The organism is Bradyrhizobium sp. SBR1B (assembly GCF_014198205.1).
GTDB lineage: Bacteria > Pseudomonadota > Alphaproteobacteria > Rhizobiales > Xanthobacteraceae > Bradyrhizobium.
Genome location: NZ_JACIHC010000012.1, coordinates 203,244 through 226,436 on the forward strand (window position 1 = coordinate 203,244; position 23,193 = coordinate 226,436).

Here is a 23,193-nt window from a genome sequence, read left to right on the forward strand (position 1 = left end):
TCCAAGTCATGCAAGACTGGAGGAACGGCCGTGAGCATCATCTTTCGCATCGTCTTTATCGTCGCCGGCGCGGTCACCGCGCTGTTCGTCGCGCGAGATGCCCTGAACTTCACCATCATCCAGACCTTCGTCGCCGTCCTGCTGGTGACAGCCGTCGTGGGGGCTGGAAGTCTCTGGAGCATGCGGCGGAAGACGTGAGAAAGACAGAAAGCGGCGGTTCGCCCGGGCTCAGCGAAACCGAGGCCGGGCTGCGGCTGCAGCAGGAAGGTTACAACGAACTGCCTCGGCCCGAACGGCGCACGCCGCTGCGCATCGTGCTCGAGGTGCTGCGCGAGCCGATGCTCGCCCTCCTTCTGTGCGGCGGGCTGGTCTACCTGCTGCTCGGCGACCTTCGCGAGGCGCTGCTCCTGCTGGCATTCGGCGCCATCTCCGTCGTGATCACGATCGTGCAGGAAACCCGCACCGAGCGCGTGCTGGAGGCGTTGCGAGAGTTGACCAGTCCGCGAGCGCTCGTGGTCAGGGACGGGGAGCGCCGGCGCATCGCGGGCCGGGACGTCGTCCGCGGCGATCTCCTCGTCCTGGCCGAGGGCGATCGGATTCCGGCGGATGCGGTGCTCGTCAGCGCGCGTGATCTGGCGGTCGATGAGTCCCTGCTGACCGGAGAATCGTTCCCGGTTCGCAAGCAGGCCCTCAACGCGCCGGTCGCCAAAGCTTCCTTGACTGAAAAGGCCGGCTTGGCTGAGCATCGCCCGGGCGGCGATGATTTGCCTTTCGTGTATTCGGGCTCGCTGGTCGTGCGAGGCGAGGGCCTCGCCGAGGTCAAGGCTACCGGCCCTCGCAGCGAGATCGGGAAGATCGGACTGTCGCTGCATGGCTTGCAGCCGGAGCCGCCGCGGCTGCAGCAGCAGACCGCACGGCTCGTCCGGCTTTGCTTTCTCGGCGGCGCGATGATCAGCTTGGCGGCCGTCCTGCTTTACGGAACGCTGCGCGGGGATTGGCTGCAGGCGATGCTCGGAGGCATCGCGATCGGCATGTCCATGCTGCCTGAGGAGTTCGCCGTCGTCCTCACGGTGTTCATGGCCATGGGCGCCTGGCGGATCTCGAAGGCGCGGGTGCTGACGCGGCGCGCGGCCGCGATCGAGGTGCTCGGCTCCGCTACAGTGCTGTGCACCGACAAGACCGGCACGCTGACGCAGAACCGGATGTCGGTTGCGGAGCTGAGGCTACGCGACGGGACGAGCGTGCGCCTCGTGTCTTCGCGACCGGCGTCCGTCGGAGCGGAGTTTTTCGAGCTGGCGCGTTGCAGTGCTCTGGCGAGCTCGCCCCAACCATTCGATCCAATGGAGAAGGCCCTGCACGCGTTCGCGCAGGCGAGCCTGCCGGAGGGTGATGAATTCCCGGGTGCTCGAACCTTGATCCGCACCTACGGCCTGCGTCCCGAGCTGCTGGCGATGACCCAGGTTTGGCAATCGTCCCAGGGATTGTTCGCCTCGGCCAAAGGTGCTCCCGAAGCGATTGCGCGCCTCTGTAAATTGGACGGTGCGGACCAGGACGCGCTGCGGGATGCGGTCGCGGCGATGGCGAAGGACGGTCTTCGCGTGCTCGGCGTGGCCGCAGCGACCTGCGAGGCTGAGATCCTGCCGAGCTCGCAGGAAGGTTTTTCGTTTCGCTTCCTCGGTCTGGTCGGGTTGGCCGATCCGCTGCGTCCGCACGTCCCCGAGGCGGTGGCCGAATGTCGTTCGGCCGGCATCCGCGTCGTCATGATCACGGGCGACTATCCGGCGACCGCCATGGCGATCGCCGGGCAGGCCGGGCTCGACGTCAACGAGGTCGCGACCGGTGAGCAGATCAAGCTCGCGGACGAGAGCGGGCTGGAGGCCCTCGTCGGGAACGTGAACGTGTTCGCGCGGGTCCTGCCGGAGCAGAAGCTGCGGATCGTTCAGGCGATGAAGCGCAACGGCGAGATCGTCGCGATGACCGGCGACGGCGTCAACGACGCGCCGTCCCTGAAGGCGGCCCATATCGGGATCGCGATGGGCGGCCGCGGCACCGATGTCGCCCGCGAGGCATCCTCGATCGTCCTGCTCGACGACGATTTCGGCTCCATCGTTGCATCGATCCGGCTGGGGCGCCGGATCTACGACAATCTCCGCAAGGCGATGGCCTTCATTTTCGCCGTCCACGTTCCGATCGCGGGGCTGGCCCTGCTTCCGCTGGTTTTCGGGCTGCCTCTGATTCTCGGACCCGTTCACATTGCGTTTCTGGAGCTGATCATCGACCCGGTCTGCTCGCTCGTGTTCGAAGCCGAGCGGGAGGAGCGCGATGTCATGATGCGCCCGCCGCGGCGCGCCGATGCGGAATTGTTCTCGTGGGCTTTGGTCGGCTGGAGCATCCTTCAAGGCGTCATGGCATTTGCCTTGATCGCCGTGATCTTCGTCGTTGCGCTTCGTTCCGGTATTCCACCCGACGAGGCGCGTACGCTGGCTTTCATCGCGCTGGTCGTCTGCGTCGTCGCGCTGGTGCTGGTCAACCGGTCCTTCAGCGCGTCGTTCTTGTCAGCCTTCTTCCGTCCGAACCCGGCTTTGCTCTGGATATTCCTGTCGATCGCGCTCGTTCTCGCCGCGGCCCTGTTCTGGTCACCCGCGTCCAGTCTGTTTCGTTTCGGCCCCCTGCACCTGGACGATCTGATGGTCACGCTCGGCGCGGGATTGCTGGTGCTCACGGTGCTCGAACTGCTGAAACCCATATGGGCACGACGCTTGCGATTCTAGATCGTGACGCGGCAGGTCGATCGCTCATCGCGGCGCGCGGCGGAATTCGTTCAGCGTCGGGAATTCGTGCAGCCAACGGAAGACGCCTGCGAGATGCTGACGTCGTTTCATTAGAACAGGTCTAGTCTACATAGATTCTACGACGTGAATGTCCGAAAGACTTTGATTGTGCGTTCGGAGTCTTTGCATGGTCGTCCCCGTAAATTCGGGGACTGGGAATGCTGGAATTTGTGTTTCACGCACGCGCAACGAAGCGCGGATGCGTGTCGACGTTGTGCGGTCTTCTCGTGCTTCCTCCGGCCATCGCCTTTGGCGGCAACGCGCAAGCCCAGGGCGTGAGTGGAGCATCGGATCTTCCGCCCGTCGTGGTCGAGCAAGGCCGCGCGAACAAGCGTCAGGTCACGACATCGCGCAGCTCGCGATCTGCGAGTGTCCGACGTGCGCGATCACACGTGGCAGGACAGGCTGCCGAGGCCGGTTCTCAGCCGGCCTCCGCTGCGGTGGAACGCGGTACGGATCCGGTGAAGGGGTTTGTGCCCGTCGTCAGCTCGGCTGCGATGAAGTCCGACACACCTATTCTTGAGACACCTCAATCCGTTTCGGTGGTCAGCCGCGATCGGCTCGATGCGCGCTCGGCCACGACGCTTGTCGAAGGATTGCAGTATGTTGCAGGTCTCGCCATCCAGCCGGGCGGCAAAGACCCGCGCTTCGACAACGTCTTCATCCGCGGCTTCGACAACAATGGCTACGGTGCCTATCGCGACGGGCTTCGTGAGGTCGGCGATCCCAACTTCTTGTCGCTGTTCCGCAACGAGCCCTACGGCTTCGAACGCATCGACGTCATCAAGGGACCGAGCTCGGTCATGTACGGGCAGGGCGCGCCGGGCGGCCTCGTTGACGTCATCAGCAAGCGGCCGCCCGAACGGGCCTTCGGCGAGATCGTCGGCCAGTTCGGCAATTACGACCACTTCCAGGGCGCTTTCGATTTCGGCGGTCCCGCGACCAAGGACGGTACGCTGCTCTATCGGCTGACCGGCGTGTTCAGGGATTCCGATGCGCAGATCGCGAACTTCTCGAATTTCGTGAAGGACAACCGGACCTATATCGCTCCGGCCGTGACCTGGAAGCCGACCAACGATACGACGCTGACCATTCTCGCCGACTACACGCACGATGTGACTGGAAATGCCTTTCCGCTGTCGATGGTCCATGTGACGGGCGGGAAGGTCACCGGCATCACGGCGTTGCCGGTGTTTCTCGGCGACCCCAGCTTCAACAAATTCGACCAGGAGCAGGAGCGCGTCGGCTACCAGCTCGAGCACCGCTTCAGCAACAACCTGATCTTCGAATCCAAGGCTCGTTATGGTCACACCGAACTCGACTATCGGTATCTGACGTTCATCGGAACTCCGCTCGATACGACCGCGGTTTTTCCGCGACGTTCGATGCGTATCCAGGAGCAGATCGACACACTGTCGACCGACAACCACCTGATCAGCAAGTTCAGCACCGGGCCGCTCCAACATACGGTGGTCTCCGGCGTCGACTATCTGACGTTCAACATGACGGACCGGACCTATTTCGGAGTTGCACCGCCGCTGAGCAAGATCAATCCCGTCTATGACCAGGCCATTGCGGTTCCGACTGCGCTCACTGCCCCCTCAGCGAACCAGACGATCGACCAAGTTGGCGTCTATGCGCAGGACCAGATGAAGATCCAGAACTGGATCTTCACGTTGGGCGGACGTTACGACGCCTCGGAACAGAACACCTACGTCTTGGCGACCAACAAGACCACCGATACCAAGGACACGGCCTTCACCAAGCGAGGAGCCGTCTCCTACGTGTTCGATTCCGGAGTGGCGCCTTACTACAGCTATTCGGAATCGTTTCTGCCGACGCCGGGCACGGACTTTGCGGGCAGCCCGTTCAAGCCGACGAGGGCGCAGCAGCATGAGGTCGGCGTCAAGTACCAACCGTCGCGGACCTTGTTGATGACGGTGGCGCTGTATGATTTGACGCGGCAAAACTCGCTCACGAGCGATCCATCGCATCTCGGCTTCTCGGTCCAGCTCGGCGAGGTGAATTCGCGCGGCTTCGAGTTCGAGACGCTGGCGCAGATCATGCCCGGGCTGAACCTGGTGGCGACCTACACCAGCCAGGATGTGAAGGTGACGCAAAGCACTGGCACCGACCTCGGTAAGGTGCCGACGCTGGTCGCCCGCCAGATGGCGTCGGCCTATCTCGACTACACTGTCCAGGGCGGCACATGGGACGGCTGGGGTCTTGGCGGCGGCGTCCGCTACAACGGGCCGACCTTCGCCGATATCACCAACACCATCGTCAACGAGGGTTACGTGGTGTTCGATGCCGGCCTGCATTATCGCCAGCCGAAGGGCGTCAACCTGGCGCTCAACGTGAAGAACATCGCCGATCGCGTCACGCTTGCCTGCACGGCGAACGGCGGCTGCCAATACACCAGCCCGCGCACCATCACAGGCACCGTCAGCTATCGCTGGTAGAGATCATGGTTCAGGCACGCACGATCCGGCTATGGTCGCGCATTCACACCTGGACGTCGCTGGTGTGCATGCTGTTCCTGCTGATGCTGTGCATGACCGGGCTTCCGCTGGTCTTCCACGACGAGATCGACGATCTGCTCGAGGATGAGATCGCGGCGCCCGCCATGCCGGAGGGAACGCCGCGTCTCTCGCTCGACCGGATGATCGCTGCGGCTCAAGCGCGCTTTCCGGGGCACTACGTCCTGCTTCTCAATCTCAAGCAGACGGAGCCGCTGGTGACGGTTGCGGTGTCTCCGACCGCTGTCCCGGCGCCGGGTAACTTCCATCGTCTAACGTTCGATGCGCGGACGGCCGAAATGCTCGGGGAGGAGGCTCCACATCAGAGCGTCATGGATTTCGTGTTGCGGATTCACAAGGACATGTTTGCAGGCCTGCCCGGCGAATTGTTTCTGGGCACGATGGGTCTTGTGTTCGCCGCGTCGATCATGTCCGGTGTGGTCGTCTATTGGCCGTTCATGCGGCGGCTCGATTTCGGCACGATCCGCCGGCGATCGTCTCCGCGCGCCAAATGGCTCGATACCCATAATCTCTTCGGCATCGTCACCGTGACCTGGGCGATGGTTGTGGGTCTCACCGGCATGATCAACACACTGGCGACGCCGCTGTTCGACCTGTGGCGCGCGCAGTTGATCCCGGTCTTGCTGGCGCCTCATCTCGGCAAGCCCGTGGCTCCGATCCCGTCGGTTCAGACTGCCGTCGAGCTCGTCCGCGCAAGATTTCCGGATCGTCTGGTCACCTCGGTGACGATGCCGACATCGGCACGCTTCGGCAGCCCGCAGCATCTGGTCGTCTGGACCAAGGGCGCGACGCCCTTCACGGCGCGCATGCTCCAGCCGATGCTCGTCGACGCCAATGACGGCAAGACCATCGTGGCCCCCGAGGTGCCCTGGTATCTGAAGACGCTTCAGGTCTCCCGCCCGTTGCATTTCGGCGACTATGGTGGGCTTCCGCTGAAGATCATCTGGGCGCTGCTGGACATCATCACGATCATCATTCTCGTCAGCGGAATCTATCTCTGGGCGGCGCGGCGAAAGTCACCGGCCCGCCGCAAGCCGCTCGACGCGGGCCGCACCGCGGCAGTCGGCACATAGCCCATGGTCACTCCCGTCTCGAACCAACCTCGGGTTCACAGAAGCGTGTGGGACGTCTTCCGCTGGCCTCTCCTCGTCGGCATCGTCTGCGGCGCAGGGCTCGGCCTTGCGCTGGTCGGAGACGATGTCTGGGACGCGCTTTCGTGGCTGGCGTTGTCGCTGCCGGTCGTTCTGGCCATCTTCTGCTGGCGTCGCGCGGATCAACCGCGCTGAGGTCTATGGATGCCGATCGGGCTCTGACAAATCGCGTGCTTCGATGTCGTGGCCGACGTCACGTCTCTCATCCTTGCCGCCAAGCATCCGATGCAGCCAGCGTTCGACGCGGCGGCCGATCGTGAGCAGCACGAAGGTGAACGCCAGCGCGACCACGACGATCTTCCATTGCCCGGCGCCGCACGCAATGCCGAGACAGGCGGCGAGGAAGGTGCAGGCCGCGCTGGTCAGGCCGCGCACGCGAAAACGGTCGCTCTCGTGGACGATGACGCCGGCTCCGAGGAAGCCGATGCCGGTCAGGATGCCCTGGATCACACGGCTCGTCGCATCGGTGATCTTGCCGGGCTCGGCGAACTGGACCGCGAGCAGCACGACGGCCGCGGTGGAGAGCCCGACGATGCCGAGCGTCTTCAGCCCGATCGGCTTGCCGTGCAGGTCGCGGTTCAGGCCGATCGCGCTACCGGCGAGCGTCGCGGTGCCGAGGCGCAGCAGGATTTCGGGCCAGTCCATTTCGGTCATCTAGTCACTTCTTCGGCACGCGTCCCATGCGTTCGAGCGTGGGTTCGTCATGTGTAGAACGTCGGCTTCGTACCGGCAAAACATAGTCGATGCGGGCGAGAGGCTCCAGAGGAGTCGTTACGTCTCGTGCCCCGGACGCAGCGCGGCGCTCCCGGCGATGCGAAGCATCGTCCGTTGCGGTGCCCTGCTGAGCCGGGGCCCAGAATGTCGGAGAGGAGGGTGTGCGCGGCGTGGGTCCCGGCTCTGCGCAGCAGCGTTTCACGCTGCAGCGCGCCCGGGACAGGAGAGTCTTTACCGCAGCGGCTTCTTCAGCAGCGAGAAGCGGTCCGGATCGAGCCCCATCGAGGGCTGCAGCATCGGGGCCTCGACATTGGAGAGCGTCTTGGCGGGCGGCGCCGAGAACACAGGGTCATTCGGCACGTCGCGCTGCGAGGTGGCGCCGCGCCAGCGTTCGAGCACGGCGCTGACGAAATGCATGTCGTGGCCGGAGGTGACCGAAGGCACGCTGCTGATGGTAGCCTCGCCGCGCGGCAATTGGTGCGGTGGCACCTCCTTGAAGCGCAACCGGGTCGGTAGTGCGACGCCTTCGCCGAAGGCCAGCACTTCACGCGTGCCGAGCGAGGGCACGAAGGAGAGCAGGTTCGCGGCGGCGTCCGACACAGCGGCGCGCAGCAGCGCCTGGTCGCGCTCGTTGGCAAGACGCATCGTGAACAGCGTATTGCACTGGGAGATGATGGTGGCGTCGAGCTCGGCCGGACGCTGGGTGATAAGGCCGAGATAGACGCCGTATTTGCGGCCTTCCTTGGCGATGCGCGACACCGCCTTGCGGGTCGGGCCGAAGCCGATATTGCGGTCGGCGGAGGCGTAGCGATGCGCTTCCTCGCAGACGAACAGCAGTGGCGAGACGCCGTCGCTCCACAGGCCGAAATCGAAGGCCATGCGGCACAGCACCGAGACGACGGAATCGATCACCTCGGCGGGGAAGCCGGCGAGCTGCATCACCGTCATCGGCTTGCCGTTCGCCGGCAGGCGGAACAGATGGCTGATGACCTCGGCCATGGTGTCGCCGCCGACATTGGCGTTGTCGAACATGAAGGCGTAGCGGGGGTCGTTGCGCACCGCTTCGATGCGCGAGATCAGCTTGTGATAGATGATGCGCGAGGAGCGGTTCTCGAGCTTGCCCATGCGCTCGTCGATCAGCGACATCAGGTCGACCAGGCGGTACGGCACCGGCGTGTCGACGGTGTAGCCGATCTGCTTGGGATCGATGCGCTTGAGACCGATGCGGTCGGCGTTCTGGTATTGGGTGTAGACGCCCTTGGCGAGCGGGATCACCTCGGCCAGGATGTCGAGCTCCTCGGGCACGCCGGCGCGGCCGCCGAACAGCACGTCGACGATTTCCTCGAAATTGAACAGCCAGAACGGCAACTTCAGGTTTCGCGGGTTGAGCACCAGCGCGCGGTCGCCGAAGCAACGGCCATATTCGTTGTGCACGTCGAGCAGGAAGATGCGCAGGTTCGGGCGCGCCTTCAGGATCTCGTTGAGCAGCAGCGACACGCCGGTGGATTTGCCGACGCCGGTCGATCCCAGCACTGCAAAATGCTTGGACAGCATTTCCTCGACATCGACATAGGCGACGACCGAGCGATCCTGCTGGAGGAAGCCGACATTGATCTGGTCCGAGCCGGTCGGCGCGTAGATCGTGCGCAGCTCCTGGCTGGTAATCAGATCGACGGAATCGCCGATGGTCGGATAGTTGGTGACGCCGCGCTGGAATTTCGGCTTGTCGCTGGCGTTGAGGATCTCGCCGAGCAGGTCGACCGAGGCAACCGCGATGTAACTGTCGCTGCTCGACAGGTTCTCGCAGGACACCTCGGTGATCATCGCGACGATGACCGAGCTGGCGCTGCGAATACTGACGAAGCGGCCGACGGTCGCCCGAACTTCCGAGATCGGCATCTGGCTTTCTGCCAGCAGCCCGACCCGGGCCAGCGATCCGCGAACCGAAATCACGCGTCCAAAGGATGTCACGATGAATGAACCTGGCGAGAGCGAGGGATTTGCCCGGACTATGCGCGGCCGTGGCTGCACAAACGGTTAAGCGCCAGGCGCGGGCACTTCGTTAAATCCACGACAATTCGGCCGGGAAGTTTGTTCCGATTGCATACTTGCGGGCGGAAACGGCGGGAGATCAGCGCTATTTCAGGCCGTTGGAGCCCAAAGACAATTAAGGAACATTTTACCATCCGGCCAGTCAGTCCATCGTTGGGGGAACGTCTTCCTTCGATCCAGGGGTGTTTGATTTGTTGACGGGACTTAATCATTTGTACATTAGTACAAATAGCTGGCGGGGCCTCGTGACCACCTTGGACGCATGAGCGCGTTGCAGCCTTGCTCCCGATGATGCGATTCGGTCGGCGGATCGCCAGCTGTGCCCCGGAGGAAAGCATGCAACCCGAACCGATCTTCGATCTCGCTCATCTCGGCCATATGGAGCTGCTGACGCCCAAGCCCGATGAGAGCCTGAAATTCTTCGTCGACGTCATGGGCATGACTGTCAGCGGCCAGAAGGGTGAGTCGGTCTACTTGCGCGGCTGGGACGATTACGAACGCTATTCGCTCAAGCTGACGGCATCGAAGACGTCGGGCATGGAGCACATGGCGCTGCGCGCGCGCAGCCAGCAGGCGCTGGAGCGCCGCGTCGCCGCGCTCAAGGGTTCCGGTTTCGACATCGGCTGGATCGACGGCGACATGGGGCAGGGGCCGACCTTCCGCTGCCGCGATCCTGATGGTCACATCGTCGAGCTCTATTATGAGACCGAATGGTATCAGGCGCCGCCCGAGCTGATGCCCGCACTGAAGAACCAGGCGCAGCGCTTTCCCGCGCGCGGCGTCAATGTCCGCCGGCTCGATCATCTCAACTGCCTCGCCGTCGACATCAAGGCCAACCGCGAGTTCTTCGAGAATTACCTCGGCTGCCGCCTCACCGAGCAGATCGTGCTCAATGACGGCCGTGAAGCTGCGATGTGGCTGACGATGTCGAACAAGAGCTATGACTTCGCTTATTCGCTCGACCATTCAGGCGTGCCGGGCCGCTTCCACCACGTCACCTACGCGCTCGACAGCCGCGAGGAGATTCTGCGTGCTGCCGACATCTTCCTGGAGAACGGCATCCACATCGAGACCGGCCCGCACAAGCACGCGATCCAGCAGACCTTCTTCCTCTACGTCTACGAGCCCGGCGGCAACCGCGTCGAAGTCGCCAATGCCGGCGCACGCCTGATCCTCGCGCCGGACTGGAAGCCGATCGTGTGGACCGAGGAGGAGCGCAAGAAGGGCCAGGCGTGGGGGCTGAAGACGATCGAGTCCTTCCACACCCACGGCACGCCGCCGGTGGAGGCGAAGAAGCACGGTTAGTGGATTGAATTGCGCACCCGCGCGATCGTCTCGCGGACGCCTGACCATGCCGGCTTGCCCGGCGCGAATTGCTGGCGCAGGAAGTTGACGAGCTCCTCCACCTGTGCGTCGCTCATGCTGTTCCGGAACGCCGGCATGTAGCCCAGATCGCTCGACACGGGCTCGGCGATGCCGTGCAGGATCACCTGCACGAGATTGTCCGATGTGGCGCTGTGCAGATTGCTGTTGAGCGCGAGCGAGGGCCGGCTGCCGAACAACGGCAGGCCGCCGACCTCGTGGCAGACGGCGCAGGCTCCCTGATAGAGCCGCGCGCCGGTGGACGAGGCGACGGTGACTTGCGTTGCGCCCTCGAGTTTTACCGCGAGCGCAGGCGCATCGACCGCGGCATCGTTGAACGAATTGAGATAGACCGCCATCGCGCGGATGTCCTGGTCGGGCAGGGCCTTGAGATCCCTGACAACGGGTGCCATCGGGCCGGCGGCGACGCCGTGATAGCGTGAATGGCCGGTGCGCAAATAGGCGAACAGCTCATCCTCGCTCCACGCGATCGGGGCGTGAGAGAGCGAGGTCAGCGGCGGCGCCTCCCAGCCTTCGGCGAAGCCACCGGCGAGATAGGCATTGCGCTGCTCGACGCCGAGCGCATTGCGCGGCGAGTGGCAGCCGCTGCAATGGCCGAGGCCCTCGACAAGATAGGCGCCGCGATTCCAGGCCTCGGACTTGGTGGGGTCGGGCTTGAATTCCTTTGCCTGGTGGAAGAGCGCATTCCAACCCGCGAGCAGCGGGCGCAGGTTGAACGGGAAGGCGAGCGTGTTCGCCGGCGCCGTCGCGCGCACTGCAGGCTGCGCCATCAGATAGGCATAGAGCGCCTGAAGGTCGGCTTCGCTTGTCTTGGAGAAGTGTGTGTAGGGAAATGCGGGATAGAGCTGCCGCCCGTCGCGATGCAAGCCGTCGCGCATCGCGCGCTCGAAGGCGGGATAGGACCATGCGCCGATGCCGGTCTCGACATCGGGCGTGATGTTGGTTGAATAGATCGTGCCGAATGGCGTCTCCAATGCGCGGCCGCCGGTATTGAGTACGCCGCCGATATTGGTGTGGCACTCCGCGCAATTGCCGAGCGCAGCAAGCTGCTCTCCCCGTGCGATCGTCGCGGTGGAATAGACCGATGCGTCGGGCCGGGCGATCGGCGCAATCGCGCGCCCCGGCAGAAGCGCCGCGCCGATGCCGATCGCGGCGGTGCAGACGGCAGCAATCGCAGCCAAGATGCCGGCGCGTTTGGCGAACGGATTCTCCCAGATGCGCGACGGCGGCGGCGCGGCGGGCGCGGGCAGGGCCTGCGGCACGGGCGAAGTTTCACCGTGCAATCCCCTCAGAATGCGTTCGGGCGTAAAGGGCGGCTCGCGAAAGCGCACGCCAGTGGCATCGAAGATCGCGTTCGCTATCGCCGCCGCGCTCGGGACCGAGGCGGATTCGCCGACGCCGAGCGGCGGCTGGTCCTGACGCGGCAGCATCAGCACGTCGATCTTGGGCACATCGGGGAAGGGGATGATCGGATAGGCGCCCCATTCGCGCGCCGCCACCGCGCCGCGCTCGAACGAGACTTCCTCCATCAGCGCGCGGCTGGTGGACTGGATGACATTGCCGTGGATCTGGTGGCGTACGCCGTCCGGATTGATCATCAATCCGGAATCCTGTCCCGCAACCACGCGCGTCACGCTGACATCGCCGGTCGATTTGTTCACCGCGACGTCGGCAATCCAGGCCGACCACGCCGCGCCGTAGCCGGGAAACTTGCTGTGGACGTAGAGCGCATAGGCAAAGCCGCGGCCGTGCACGATCTCGCCGTCCTTTTCTTCGCGCACCGGTCGCGGCGCCCAGCCCGCGCGTTCGGCCACGGCATTGACGAGATCGACGGCGCGCTGATCCTTGAGGTAGCGCAGGCGGTATTCGATCGGATCGACGCCGGCCTCGGCTGCGGCTTCGTCGATGTAGGATTCGTGGGCAAACGTGTTCGGCAGCGCCGAGACGCCGCGGAACCAGGAGGCGCGCACGATCGGCGGCATGTCATGGGCGACGACGCGCATGTGGTCGTAATCGTAGGGCGGGATCGCCGTGCGGTCGCCCATCTGCAGCACGGCAGGCTCGGATGGAATGCGACCGGTGAGCAGCAGCGCCAGCGTCGGCGCAGCGTTCGAGGGGTAACGCGTGGCGAGATCATACGCTGCGATACCGCCGTTCGCATCCAGGCCGCCATTGACGTCGATGAGCTGCGCGGTGCCCTTGGGCTCCCAGGCGTGCTCCTGCTCGCGTGTCAGCTGTACGCGGACGGGCCGGCCGACGGCGCGCGACAGCAGTAGTGCATCCGCGGTGACGTCGTCAGCGCAATTGCGCCCGTAGCAGCCGGCGGCCTCCAGCCGGATCACCTCGACCTCGCTCTCGGGGCGCTCGATCAGCAAGGCAAGGTCGCTGCGCAGCACGTGCGGATTTTGCGTGCCGGACCAGACACGGATATTGCCGTCCTGGAAGTCGGCAACCGCACAGGACGGGCCGATCGAAGCGTGCATCTGATAAGGCCACACGTAAGTGCGCTGCATCGGCTTGGCCGCGCCCGATATCGCCGGATCGACGTCGCCCTTGTCGATCAGCGTGCGTGGCGTTGATGGATTGGCGCGCAGCGCGGTTTCGATATCGGCGAGATCGGTCAACTCGGGCGTCGGCTTCCAGCTCACCGCAAGCTGCTCGGCCGCCCGAATCGCATTCTCCTCACGCTCGGCGACGACACCGACGAAATCGCCGATGCGCACCACAGCCACGAGGCCAGGAATGTCGCGTACTGACGCTTCATCGACCGCGATCAGGCTGGTGCCGACGAACGGCCCGGCATCGACACCGGCATAGGGCGGTCGCACCACGCGGCCGTGCAGCATGCCGGGGACGCGGATATCGTGCACGAAGGTCAATTCGCCCGTGGCCTTGGCGGGCAGGTCGACGCGCGGCGTCGACTGACCGACGATGGCATAATCGCCGACCGCTTTGACGGTGACGTCGTCGGCCAACTCCAGGCGGATCGTCTCGTCGCCGATCAATTCGCCGTAGCTGACGCTGCGGTTGTCGTGCCCGCGCACCAGGCCGTCTTCGATTCTGAGGTCCGCCGTCGGCAGCTCCAGCCGCTCGGCCGCGCGCGCGATCAGGAAGTGACGGGCTTGCGCCGCGGCCTTGCGCAGGGGCACGGCGGTGATCTGGATGGTCTCGCTTGCGATCGTCGCGCCCTGGTTCGGCACCACCGCAGTGTCGCCGAGCACCACGACGACGCGCGCAAAGGACACTTCCAGCTCTTCGGCGACGATCTGGCCGAGCGCGGTGCGGATGCCGGTGCCGAGATCGACATGGCCGTTATACGCGCTGATCGATCCATCCGCGGTGATGCGGATGAAAGTCTCGGACGTGAGTTCATCCACGGTGCGGACGACGACGAGCGAACCGGATTGGCGCTCAGCTCCATCAGGGGCAGGGGAGGCCATCAATCAACGGCCTCGGTGAGCTGGCCTGAAGCGCGCATCACGGCGCGCAGGATTTCGACATGCGTGCCGCAGCGGCAGAGATTGTAGCGCAGCGCCGCCAGCGCTTCCTGCTCGGTCGGCCGCGGGTTGATCGCGAGCAGCGCCTTGGTGGTCATGATCATGCCGTTGAGGCAATAGCCGCATTGCGCGGCCTGCTCGTCGATGAAGGCCTGCTGCACGAGGTCAGGCTTGTCGCGCGTGCCCAGCCCTTCGAGCGTCACGATGTCGCGGCCGGCGCAGCCACCGACGGGAATCACGCAGGAGCGGGCCGTCGTCCCATCGATCAGGACAGTGCAGGTGCCGCATTCGCCGAGGCCGCATCCATATTTCGGGCCGTTGAGCGCGAGATCGTTGCGCAGCACGTAGAGCAGCGGCGTCTCCGGCGCTGCAGCGACCTCGTGGATCCCCCCGTTCACGGTGAGGCGGATCGGTGTCTGCGTCATCCTCGTTTCCAAGCGCTCGGCCAAAGTCATGGCGAAAATCTACGTCGCGACGATACCGTTTGTACACAAACGTGCAAGCCATGCATGCCGCACTGCAGCGCGACTGCCTTCTTTGTGGACAGAGCGGATAGGCAAATGAGGTTTTATGCAGCAGCCGCATCTTTTGCGCTGCACCGCCGCTTGACAGCCATCCGGGGCGCGCGCAACATCGTTCGTATACGAATGATAACCGCGGTCTCGCTGGCTCTGACATGGTGATGGAAACGACGAGCGCTGCTATCGACAAGATCCGCTGCGATGCCTGTCCGGTGATGTGTTACATCAAGCCGGGCGCGGCGGGAGCCTGCGATCGCTACGCCAACCACGACGGCAAGCTCGTCCGCGTCGATCCGCATGTGATCCTGGAGCGCACCGTCTCGCATGGCGGCAAGCTGGTCCCGTTCAGCCGCACCGAAGATTGGGACGGCAAGATCGTCCACGAACCTTCGACCTTTGTGACCGCGATCGGTGCGGGCACGACCTATCCCGATTACAAGCCGGCGCCGTTCATCGTCTCCGCGGAGGTCGACGGCGTCGACATGGTGACTGTCGTCACCGAGGGCATCTTCTCCTATTGCGGCATCAAGGTGAAGATCGACACCGACCGCTATCTGGGGCCGGAGACCGCGACCGTGCGCGCGCAGGGCGAGGCGGTCGGCCATGTCACCACGAGCGAATACGGCTCGCAGATGCTGTCGCTGGGCGGCGTGCATCATCTCACCGGCGGCTCCAAGAAGGAGGGCCGCATCACCTGTGACACGCTGATGGCTCTGGCCAATTGTAAGGCGGTCGAGCTGACCATCGACGGCGGCGCGAGCGTCGTCGTCCAGGCCGGCCAACCGCCGATCGTCAACGGCATGAAAGAAGAGCGCATGCGCGTCGGCTGCGGCTCGGCGACGATCGGCATGTTCGCCAAGCAATGGCACGGCAAGGTCGACGAAGTCGTCGTGGTCGACGACCACATCACCGGCGTGCTCTCGGAGCATCAGGCTGGCAAGCTGCTCGACATCGCCGACACCGGCATCAAGATGAAGGGCCGCCGCTCGACGCCCGGCCGCTATTTCCAGGTCGCAGATCCCGGCACGGGGTGGGGTGGCACCAACATCTCGGATCCGCTGGCCATCCTCGGGCCGTTCGATGCCAAGGAGGCAAAACCGGGTCTCTCGATGCTGATGGTCTCCACGACCGGCGAGCATTCGTCTTACTACGTGCTTGACGAGGCCCTGAAGCCGGTCGAGACCGAGATGCCTGACGACCTGAAATTCTCGGTCGAGCGCATCCAGGAGAATTGCGAGCCGGCGCTGTGCACGGTGCTGTTCATGGCCGGTGCCGGCGGCTCGCTGCGTGCCGGTGTCACCGACAATCCGGTGCGGCTGACGCGCTCGGTGAAGGACGCGCTGACGCGCGTCACCAGCGGCGGCGCACCGGTCTATGTCTGGCCGGGGGGCGGCATCACCTACATGGTCGATGTGACGCAGATGCCGGCGGGCGCGTTCGGCTACGTGCCGACGCCGGCGCTGGTCGCGCCGATCGAGTTCACGATGAAGCTGTCCGACTACGCCGCGCTCGGCGGGCACATGGATTATGTGAAGCCGCTCTCCGAGGTCCAGAACGGCGACGACGTCCGCCAGCTGCCCTGGCAGAACCCGATCCCGGGGCCTCGGGCATGACAAGGCTCCCGCAAATCGCATTGCTGTCTGATGGCCGGCGGCTGCATTTGCAGGATGGACCGATTGATCTGGTCGTTGAGGCGAGGGGGCGCACGGACGATGTGCGTGCAGCCTATGAGGCGGCTGTGCGCCGCTTCACCGGACTGCTCGACGAGCTCTGCGCCGAATTGCCGGAGCTGCGCACGGCCGCCGGGAATCGGACTTCGCTGAAGGGCGTGGTGGCCCGCCGGATGCATGCCGCTGTCGCACCCTATGCCTCCGATTGCTTCATCACGCCGATGGCGGCTGTTGCCGGTAGCGTGGCGGAGGAGATCATGGTCGCCATGCTGGGCGCTGCGACGCTGGATCAGGCCTATGTCAACAATGGCGGCGATATCGCGCTTCATCTCGGCAAGGGCGAGCATTTTTCGGTCGGCCTAATGGACCGGCCCGATCGCGCCGGCGTGATGCGGACGATGAGGGTTGACGCGGATGACCCCGTGCGGGGCATCGCGACAAGCGGCCGGCACGGCCGCAGCTTTTCGCTCGGCATTGCCGATGCCGTGACGGTGCTGGCGGCAACGGCGTCGCACGCCGATGCGGCTGCCACGATCATCGGCAACGCTGTCGATCTGCCCGGGCATCCCGCCATTATCCGGACGCCTGCAAACGAGCTGCAGTCCGACAGCGATCTCGGCGAGCGTCTCGTGACGCGCGACGTCGGCGAGTTGTCGCAGGACGAGATCGCGGTCGCGCTCGAATCTGGCGCGGAATGTGCACGCCAATTGTTCGATCGCGGATTGATCGAGGGTGCCGTGGTGCGGCTTTGTGGTGATATGCTTGTCATCGGACCTAAGGATATAGAAGAGCAACGAACGCGCCCGCTTGTGCTGGAAAACGCGGTCTGTGCCTGAACGGGGAAGCGAAACATGAGCGCGATCATCCGCAAGATCGTCACCGTCGTCGAAGAGACGCAGATGGAGATGGGCCGCCAAGTCTCGCCGCCGACCCGGCGTGCCGCGGCGATCGCAGTCATCGAAAATCCCTTTGCCGGACAGTATGTCGAGGATCTCTCGCCGCTGATCGCAATCGGCGAGGAGCTGGGCGAGCTGCTGTCGAAGCGCGCCGTGGCGGCGCTCGGCATCGATGGCGCGAAGGCGCAGAGCTATGGCAAGGCCGCGGCCGTCGGCGAGAACGGTGAGCTGGAACATGCCGCCGCGATCCTTCACCCCAAGATGGGCGCGCCGGTTCGCAAGGTGCTGAGCAAGGGCGCAGCATTGATCCCGTCGTCGAAAAAGCGCAGCGGGCCGGGCACGACGCTCGACATTCCGCTGGGGCACAAGGACGCCGCGTTCGTGCGCAGCCATTTCGACGGCATGGAAGTGCAGATCAACGACGCGCCGCGTGCCAACGAGATCATGGTCGCGGTCGCCGTCACCGACAGCGGCCGTCCGCTGCCGCGAGTCGGCGGGCTCACGGTTGCGGAAGTGAAGGGCGAGGACGGTCTGAGATAGGGCTCGAAGCGGGAGGCGGGCACAGCCTCTCCGATGAGATCACGCAGAAGACGTAAAGAGTTCAAAACTGGAGGTTGGGATGCGAGCAAGAAATTACTTCGTCGGCGCGGCCTTCGCGCTTCTGGCGGGCGGCATGGCTCATTCGGCCCTGGCGCAGGACATCAAGATCGGCGAGATCAACAGCTATTCGCTGCTGCCGGCGTTCACCGAACCCTATCGCAAGGGCTGGCAGCTCGCGGTCGAAGAGATCAACGCGGCCGGCGGCATCAATGGCAAGAAGCTCGTTGTGATCTCCAAGGACGACGGCGGCAAGCCGGCGGACGCGCAGACCGCGGCGAACGAGTTGGTGTCGAGCGAGGGTGTCGCGATGCTGACGGGTACGTTCCTGTCGAACATCGGCCTTGCCGTCAGCGACTTCGCCAACCAGAAGAAGGTGTTCTTCCTCGCGGCCGAGCCGCTGACGGATGCCGTGACCTGGTCCAAGGGTAACAAGTACACTTTCCGCCTGCGTCCCTCCAACTACATGCAGGCGGCGATGCTGGTGGAAGCAGCCGCAAAGCTGCCGGCCAAGCGCTGGGCGACGATCGCGCCGAACTATGAGTACGGTCAGTCCGCCGTTGCCGTGTTCAAGAAGCTGATGTCGGAGAAGCGCCCTGACATCCAGTGGGTCGACGAGCAATGGCCGCCGCAGGGCAAGATCGACGCGGGCCCCGTGGTGCAGGCGGTTGCCGCCGCCAATCCCGAAGCGATCCTCAACGTCACCTTCGGTGCCGACCTCGTCAAGCTCGTGCGCGAAGGCAACACCCGCGGCCTGTTCAAGGGGCGCGAGGTCGTCTCCTTCCTGACCGGCGAGCCGGAGTATCTTGATCCGCTCAAGGATGAGACGCCCGAGGGCTGGATCGTCACCGGGTACCCCTGGTACTCGATCAAGACGCCCGAGCATGACGCGTTCCTGAAGGCGTACCAAGCCAAGTACAACGACTATCCGCGCCTCGGCTCGATCGTCGGCTACCAGACCATCAAGGCGGCCGCCGCGATCCTGGCGAAGGCGGGCTCGACCGATCCGGAGAAGCTGATCGCTGCCGCGGAGGGACTGTCGATGCCCTCGCCATTCGGCGCGATCACCTTCCGCAAGATCGACCATCAGTCGACGCTCGGTGCTTTCGTCGGCAAGACCGCGCTGAAGGACGGCAAGGGCGTGATGGTGGATTCGGCTTACAAGAAGGGCGCGGACTATCTGCCCAGCGATGCCGAAGTCGAGAAGCTGCGTCCGAAGGATTGATGTCTTCCTTCTCCCTCGCCCCGCTTGCGGGGAGAGGGGGAGCCTCCGCGAGGGAGGTGACAGCGAGCCTTGCGGAGACTCCCCCTCACCCGAACTTGCGCATCGCGCAAATTCGACCTCTCCCGCGCAAGCGGGGAGAGGTGAACCAAGACCCGCGTGCCGCGGCATGCAACACCAACCCGGACCGCCGATGGCCTTTTACGTCGTACAGTTTCTGACCGGTCTCGCCAGCGCGGCGTCGCTGTTCCTGGTGGCCTCGGGCCTGTCGATCATCTTCGGCGTGACGCGGATCGTGAATTTCGCGCATGGCGCCTTCTACATGATCGGCGCCTACATCGCCTTCACGCTGACGGAGCGCCTGTCGGGTGCCTTCGGCTTCTGGGGCGGCATCGTGCTCGCGGCGATTGCCGTGGCGCTGATCGGTGTGCTGGTCGAGATGGTGCTGCTCCGGCGCATCTATCACGCGCCGGAGCTGTTCCAGCTGCTCGCAACCTTCGGCCTGACCTTGATGGTCGAGGATCTCGTGGTGCTGATCTGGGGGCCTGACGATCTCGTCGGCCGTCGTGCGCCCGGATTCAAGGGGGCGATCGATTTCTTCGGCCAGAACATCCCGAGCTACGACCTGTTCCTGATCGTGCTGGGCCCCGTCGTGCTCGGCATTCTCTGGCTGCTGTTCCAGCGCACGCGCTGGGGCGTTTTGGTGCGCGCGGCGACGCAGGACCGCGACATGGTCGCAGCCCTCGGCGTCAATCAGAAATGGCTGTTCACGTCCGTGTTCGCGGTCGGTGTCTTCCTCGCCGCGCTGGGCGGCGCGCTTCAGATCCCGCGCGATGCCGTGCATCACGCGATGGATCTGCGCATCATCGTCGAAGTCTTCGTCGTGGTCGTGATCGGCGGCCTCGGCAGCATCGTCGGCGCGTTCGTCGCGGCGGTGCTGGTCTCCGAGCTCAATGCCTTCGGCATCCTGATCTTCCCGAAGATCTCCATCATCCTGGTCTTCCTGGTGATGGCGGTGGTGCTGATCGTGCGCCCCTGGGGCCTATTCGGCAAGCCGGAGGCGCCCGCGCGCAAGACGCCCGGTCTCACCGTCAATCCGTGGCGGCCGCTGACGCAGAACGAGCGGCTGATGGCGCTTGCCGCGCTCGTGATTGCAGCGACGCTGCCGCTGTTCGCCGGTAACTACGCGCTGACCGTCGGCTCGGAGATCGCGATCTTCGTCATCTTCGCCGTCAGCCTGCACTTCCTGATGTCGGTCGGTGGGCTCGCGTCCTTCGGCCATGCCGCTTATTTTGGCCTCGGCGCCTATGGCGTCGCTTTCCTCGCCAAGATGGCGGGGCTGCCGATGATCGTGTGCCTGCTGCTCGGGCCGTTGCTCGGCTGCATGGGCGCCGCCGTGTTCGGCTTCTTCGCCGTGCAGCTCTCCGGCGTCTACTTCGCCATGCTGACGCTCGCCTTCGCGCAGATCGTCTGGTCGATCGCGTTCCAATGGGTGAGCGTCACCGGCGGCGACAACGGCATCTTGGGCGTCTGGCCGGAAAAATGGGCGGCGAGCCCGTCGCACTTCTACTGGTTGGCGCTCGGCGTTGCTACGCTGGTGACCATCGCGCTGCGGGCGATGGTGTTCTCGCCATTCGGCTACGCGCTAAGGGCGACGCGCGACTCTTTGCTGCGCACCGAGGCGATCGGCATCAATGCCAAGCGCATCCAGTGGACGGCCTTCGTGATCGCAGGGACGACCGCCGGCATCGGCGGCGCGCTGTTTGCCTACCTCAAGGGCAGTGTCTTCCCAGACAATCTCGGCATTTCGCTCTCGGTCGATGCGCTGGTGATGGTGCTGCTCGGCGGTGTCGAGACGGTGTCCGGCGCGGTGATCGGCGCCATCGTCTACAAGGCCTTGAACATCTGGCTGGTCAGCCAGACCGATTTGTCGAAGCTCGTGCTCGGCGGCTTCATCATGTTGATCGTCGTCGTCTTCCCCAAGGGCATTGTCGGCATGCTGGAGATGCTGGCGCAGCGCCGCAGGAAGGCATCGCCGCCGGGGTCTCCCTTGCTTGCCAAGCCGATCGAGTCTGCCGAATGAGTGTTGCACCTCCACTTCTCGCCGTTGAAGGCTTGACCAAATCGTATGGCGGCATCCACGCCGTGCGCGGCGTGTCGTTCTCGCTGCGAGCCGGCGAGATTCTGGCGCTGATCGGGCCGAACGGCGCGGGAAAAAGCACCTGCTTCGACATGCTCAACGGCCAGAACAAGCCCGATACCGGCCATGTTCGCCTGCTCGGTGAAGAGATCACGGGCAGGAAGCCGCGGGAGGTCTGGCGGCTCGGCGTCGGGCGCACCTTCCAGATCACCGCGACCTTCGCCACCATGACCGTGCGCGAGAACGTGCAGGTCGCACTAATTTCGCACGGCAAGCAGCTGTTCAATCTGTTCGGTTCGGCACCGAAGTTCGACCGCGGCGAGGCCGGCCGTCTGCTCGAATTGGTCGGCATGGGCGGCTATGCCGATCGGCCCTGCGGTGAGCTTGCGTATGGCGACCTCAAGCGCCTCGAGCTTGCGGTGGCGCTCGCCAACCAGCCCAAGCTGCTGTTGATGGACGAGCCGACCGCCGGCATGGCGCCGCGCGAACGGGTCGACCTGATGCGGCTGACCGCGAGCATTGCGCGGGAGAAATCGATCGGCGTGCTCTTCACCGAGCACGACATGGACGTGGTGTTCGAGCACGCCGACCGCATCATCGTGTTGAATCGAGGGACGTTGATCGCCGAGGGCACGCCAGCCGAGGTGCGCGGCAATCCGCAGGTGCAGGCGGTCTATCTCGGCGAGGGCCTGGTCTACGATGCCCGCCATCGCGAGGGAGCATCAACATGAAGCTCACCGTCGAGGGCCTCAACAGCCATTATGGCCCGGCGCATATCCTGTTCGACATCGGCTTCGAGGTCGGCGAGGGCGAGGTGGTTGCGCTGCTCGGGCGCAACGGTGCCGGCAAGTCGACGACGTTCCGCTCGATCGTCGGCCTGGTCGCGCAACGAACCGGCCGCATCATGTTCGAGGGCAAGGACGTCTCGGCCAAGCCGACCCACGAGATCGTGCGCGAGGGGCTCGGCTATGTGCCGGAGGAGCGCCGGATATTCACCGACCTGACCGTCGAGGAAAATCTCGAAGTGGGCAAGCAGCCCAAGCGTCCGAACGCGCCGCATTGGACGCGCGAAAAGCTGTTCGCGCTGTTTCCAAATCTCGGCGAGATGAAGAACCGTCCCGGCGGCCGCATGAGCGGCGGCGAGCAGCAGATGCTGACGATTGCGCGCACGCTGATGGGCAATCCGTCGCTGGTGCTGCTGGACGAGCCCTCGGAGGGCCTGTCGCCGAAGATCGTGGAGCAGATGGTCGACGCCATCCTGACCATGAAGAAGGAGGGCGTCAGCATCGTCGTCTCCGAGCAGAATCTGCATTTCGCGCGGTTGATTTCCGATCGCGCCTACATCATCGAGCGCGGCCGCATCTGCTTCGGCGGCACCATGGCCGAGCTCGACGCGCGTCCGGATATCCGCGACGCGCATCTGTCGTTGTGAGAGGCGGGGGACGGGTGGCGAGAAGTGTCGCGGTGAAGAAGGGCGTCAAACCGGCAAAACCGCCTTATGTGCTCGACGAGCAGGTCGGTTTCATCCTGCGCCAGGTCTGGCAGCGCCACAGCTCGATCTTCTCCCGCGATATCGGCACCAATTTGACGCCGACGCAGTGGGCGGCATTGTCGAAGCTCGCCGAGACCGGGCCGTGCTCGCAGAACCAGCTCGGCCGGCTGACGGCGATGGACGTCGCGACGATCAAGGGCGTGATCGATCGGCTCACGGCGCGTGGCCTGACCGAGACCAGCCAGGATCCCGAGGACGGTCGGCGGCTGCTGGTCAGCCTGACGCGCGCCGGTCAGCAGCTTTCGGAGAAGGTCGCGCCGAACGCGCTCGCCATCACCCGCGAGACGCTGGCGCCGCTCGACACGAAAGAGCGCGAGATGCTGATGACGCTGTTGAACAAGCTGCGGTGAGGGTGCCGTAGGCGGTCTCGTAGGGTGGGCAAAGGCGCGAAGCGCCGTGCCCACCACTTCTCAATGGTGGCACGCTT

18 protein-coding genes are annotated in these 23,193 nt (G+C 64.6%); 14 read left to right on the top strand and 4 right to left on the bottom strand.

What is annotated here, in order from left to right; all coding sequences use genetic code 11:
* Window positions 1-30 precede the first annotated feature (30 nt).
* The 5 genes from GGD61_RS26825 to GGD61_RS26845 all read left to right on the top strand — a co-directional run bounded on the left by GGD61_RS26825 (window position 31) and on the right by GGD61_RS26845 (window position 6,657).
* On the top strand, window positions 31-198 hold the full coding sequence (locus GGD61_RS26825) for a hypothetical protein (protein WP_177236920.1): 168 nt from the start codon (window positions 31-33) through the stop codon (window positions 196-198).
* Window positions 195-2,771: an HAD-IC family P-type ATPase gene (locus GGD61_RS26830; RefSeq protein ID WP_092252457.1), complete on the top strand. Its 2,577-nt coding sequence runs from the start codon at window positions 195-197 to the stop codon at window positions 2,769-2,771. Before GGD61_RS26825 ends, GGD61_RS26830 begins: the two co-directional genes overlap by 4 nt.
* A gap of 452 nt (window positions 2,772-3,223) precedes the next feature.
* Window positions 3,224-5,293, top strand: a complete 2,070-nt coding sequence (locus tag GGD61_RS26835; protein WP_312012741.1) for a TonB-dependent siderophore receptor — start codon at window positions 3,224-3,226, stop codon at window positions 5,291-5,293.
* A 5-nt stretch (window positions 5,294-5,298) separates the two neighbouring features.
* A complete protein-coding gene (locus GGD61_RS26840) occupies window positions 5,299-6,444 on the top strand; it encodes a PepSY domain-containing protein (RefSeq protein ID WP_183231574.1) in 1,146 nt (381 codons plus the stop codon).
* A gap of 45 nt (window positions 6,445-6,489) precedes the next feature.
* Window positions 6,490-6,657, top strand: coding sequence for a hypothetical protein (locus GGD61_RS26845; protein WP_312012742.1), 168 nt, complete (start codon window positions 6,490-6,492; stop codon window positions 6,655-6,657).
* Between the two features lie 3 nt (window positions 6,658-6,660).
* On the opposite strand, the gene GGD61_RS26850 is transcribed toward GGD61_RS26845, so the two are convergent.
* A complete protein-coding gene (locus GGD61_RS26850; protein WP_183231575.1) occupies window positions 6,661-7,176 on the bottom strand; it encodes an MgtC/SapB family protein in 516 nt (171 codons plus the stop codon).
* A gap of 291 nt (window positions 7,177-7,467) precedes the next feature.
* A complete protein-coding gene (locus GGD61_RS26855; protein WP_026202466.1) occupies window positions 7,468-9,207 on the bottom strand; it encodes an ATP-binding protein in 1,740 nt (579 codons plus the stop codon).
* Window positions 9,208-9,624: 417 nt separating this feature from the next.
* Here GGD61_RS26855 and GGD61_RS26860 point away from each other — a divergent pair, with 417 nt between their 5' ends.
* Window positions 9,625-10,593, top strand: coding sequence for a catechol 2,3-dioxygenase (locus GGD61_RS26860; RefSeq protein ID WP_092253046.1), 969 nt, complete (start codon window positions 9,625-9,627; stop codon window positions 10,591-10,593).
* On the opposite strand, the gene GGD61_RS26865 is transcribed toward GGD61_RS26860, so the two are convergent.
* A complete protein-coding gene (locus tag GGD61_RS26865) occupies window positions 10,590-14,111 on the bottom strand; it encodes a molybdopterin cofactor-binding domain-containing protein (protein WP_183231576.1) in 3,522 nt (1,173 codons plus the stop codon). The genes GGD61_RS26860 and GGD61_RS26865 overlap by 4 nt on opposite strands.
* Window positions 14,111-14,593, bottom strand: a complete 483-nt coding sequence (locus GGD61_RS26870) for a (2Fe-2S)-binding protein (RefSeq protein ID WP_183231577.1) — start codon at window positions 14,591-14,593, stop codon at window positions 14,111-14,113. The genes GGD61_RS26865 and GGD61_RS26870 overlap by 1 nt, the downstream gene beginning before the upstream one ends.
* Window positions 14,594-14,844: 251 nt before the next feature.
* On the opposite strand from GGD61_RS26870, the gene GGD61_RS26875 reads away from it, so the two are divergent.
* From GGD61_RS26875 to GGD61_RS26910, 8 genes are all read left to right on the top strand, one after another.
* Window positions 14,845-16,302 carry a 6-hydroxynicotinate reductase gene (locus tag GGD61_RS26875; RefSeq protein WP_183231578.1) on the top strand — a complete coding sequence of 486 codons (1,458 nt, stop codon included), beginning with the start codon at window positions 14,845-14,847 and terminating at the stop codon, window positions 16,300-16,302.
* Complete coding sequence (locus tag GGD61_RS26880; protein WP_183231579.1) at window positions 16,299-17,195, top strand: UPF0280 family protein; 897 nt, start codon at window positions 16,299-16,301, stop codon at window positions 17,193-17,195. The genes GGD61_RS26875 and GGD61_RS26880 overlap by 4 nt, the downstream gene beginning before the upstream one ends.
* Before the next feature lie 15 nt (window positions 17,196-17,210).
* The gene (locus tag GGD61_RS26885) at window positions 17,211-17,795 is read left to right on the top strand and encodes an amino acid synthesis family protein (RefSeq protein ID WP_018320970.1); all 585 of its coding nucleotides are present in this window, start codon (window positions 17,211-17,213) and stop codon (window positions 17,793-17,795) included.
* Window positions 17,796-17,874: 79 nt separating this feature from the next.
* On the top strand, window positions 17,875-19,077 hold the full coding sequence (locus GGD61_RS26890) for an ABC transporter substrate-binding protein (protein WP_183231580.1): 1,203 nt from the start codon (window positions 17,875-17,877) through the stop codon (window positions 19,075-19,077).
* 190 nt (window positions 19,078-19,267) lie between these two features.
* Entirely contained in the window at window positions 19,268-21,157 is a 1,890-nt protein-coding gene (locus GGD61_RS26895; RefSeq protein ID WP_092252474.1) for an ABC transporter permease, read from the top strand.
* Window positions 21,154-21,945 (top strand): ABC transporter ATP-binding protein, encoded by a 792-nt coding sequence (locus GGD61_RS26900; protein WP_018320973.1) that lies wholly within the window; start codon window positions 21,154-21,156, stop codon window positions 21,943-21,945. The genes GGD61_RS26895 and GGD61_RS26900 overlap by 4 nt, the downstream gene beginning before the upstream one ends.
* On the top strand, window positions 21,942-22,646 hold the full coding sequence (locus GGD61_RS26905; RefSeq protein WP_018320974.1) for an ABC transporter ATP-binding protein: 705 nt from the start codon (window positions 21,942-21,944) through the stop codon (window positions 22,644-22,646). Before GGD61_RS26900 ends, GGD61_RS26905 begins: the two co-directional genes overlap by 4 nt.
* 14 nt (window positions 22,647-22,660) lie before the next feature.
* Window positions 22,661-23,116 carry a MarR family winged helix-turn-helix transcriptional regulator gene (locus tag GGD61_RS26910; RefSeq protein ID WP_092252476.1) on the top strand — a complete coding sequence of 152 codons (456 nt, stop codon included), beginning with the start codon at window positions 22,661-22,663 and terminating at the stop codon, window positions 23,114-23,116.
* Window positions 23,117-23,193: the final 77 nt, after the last annotated feature.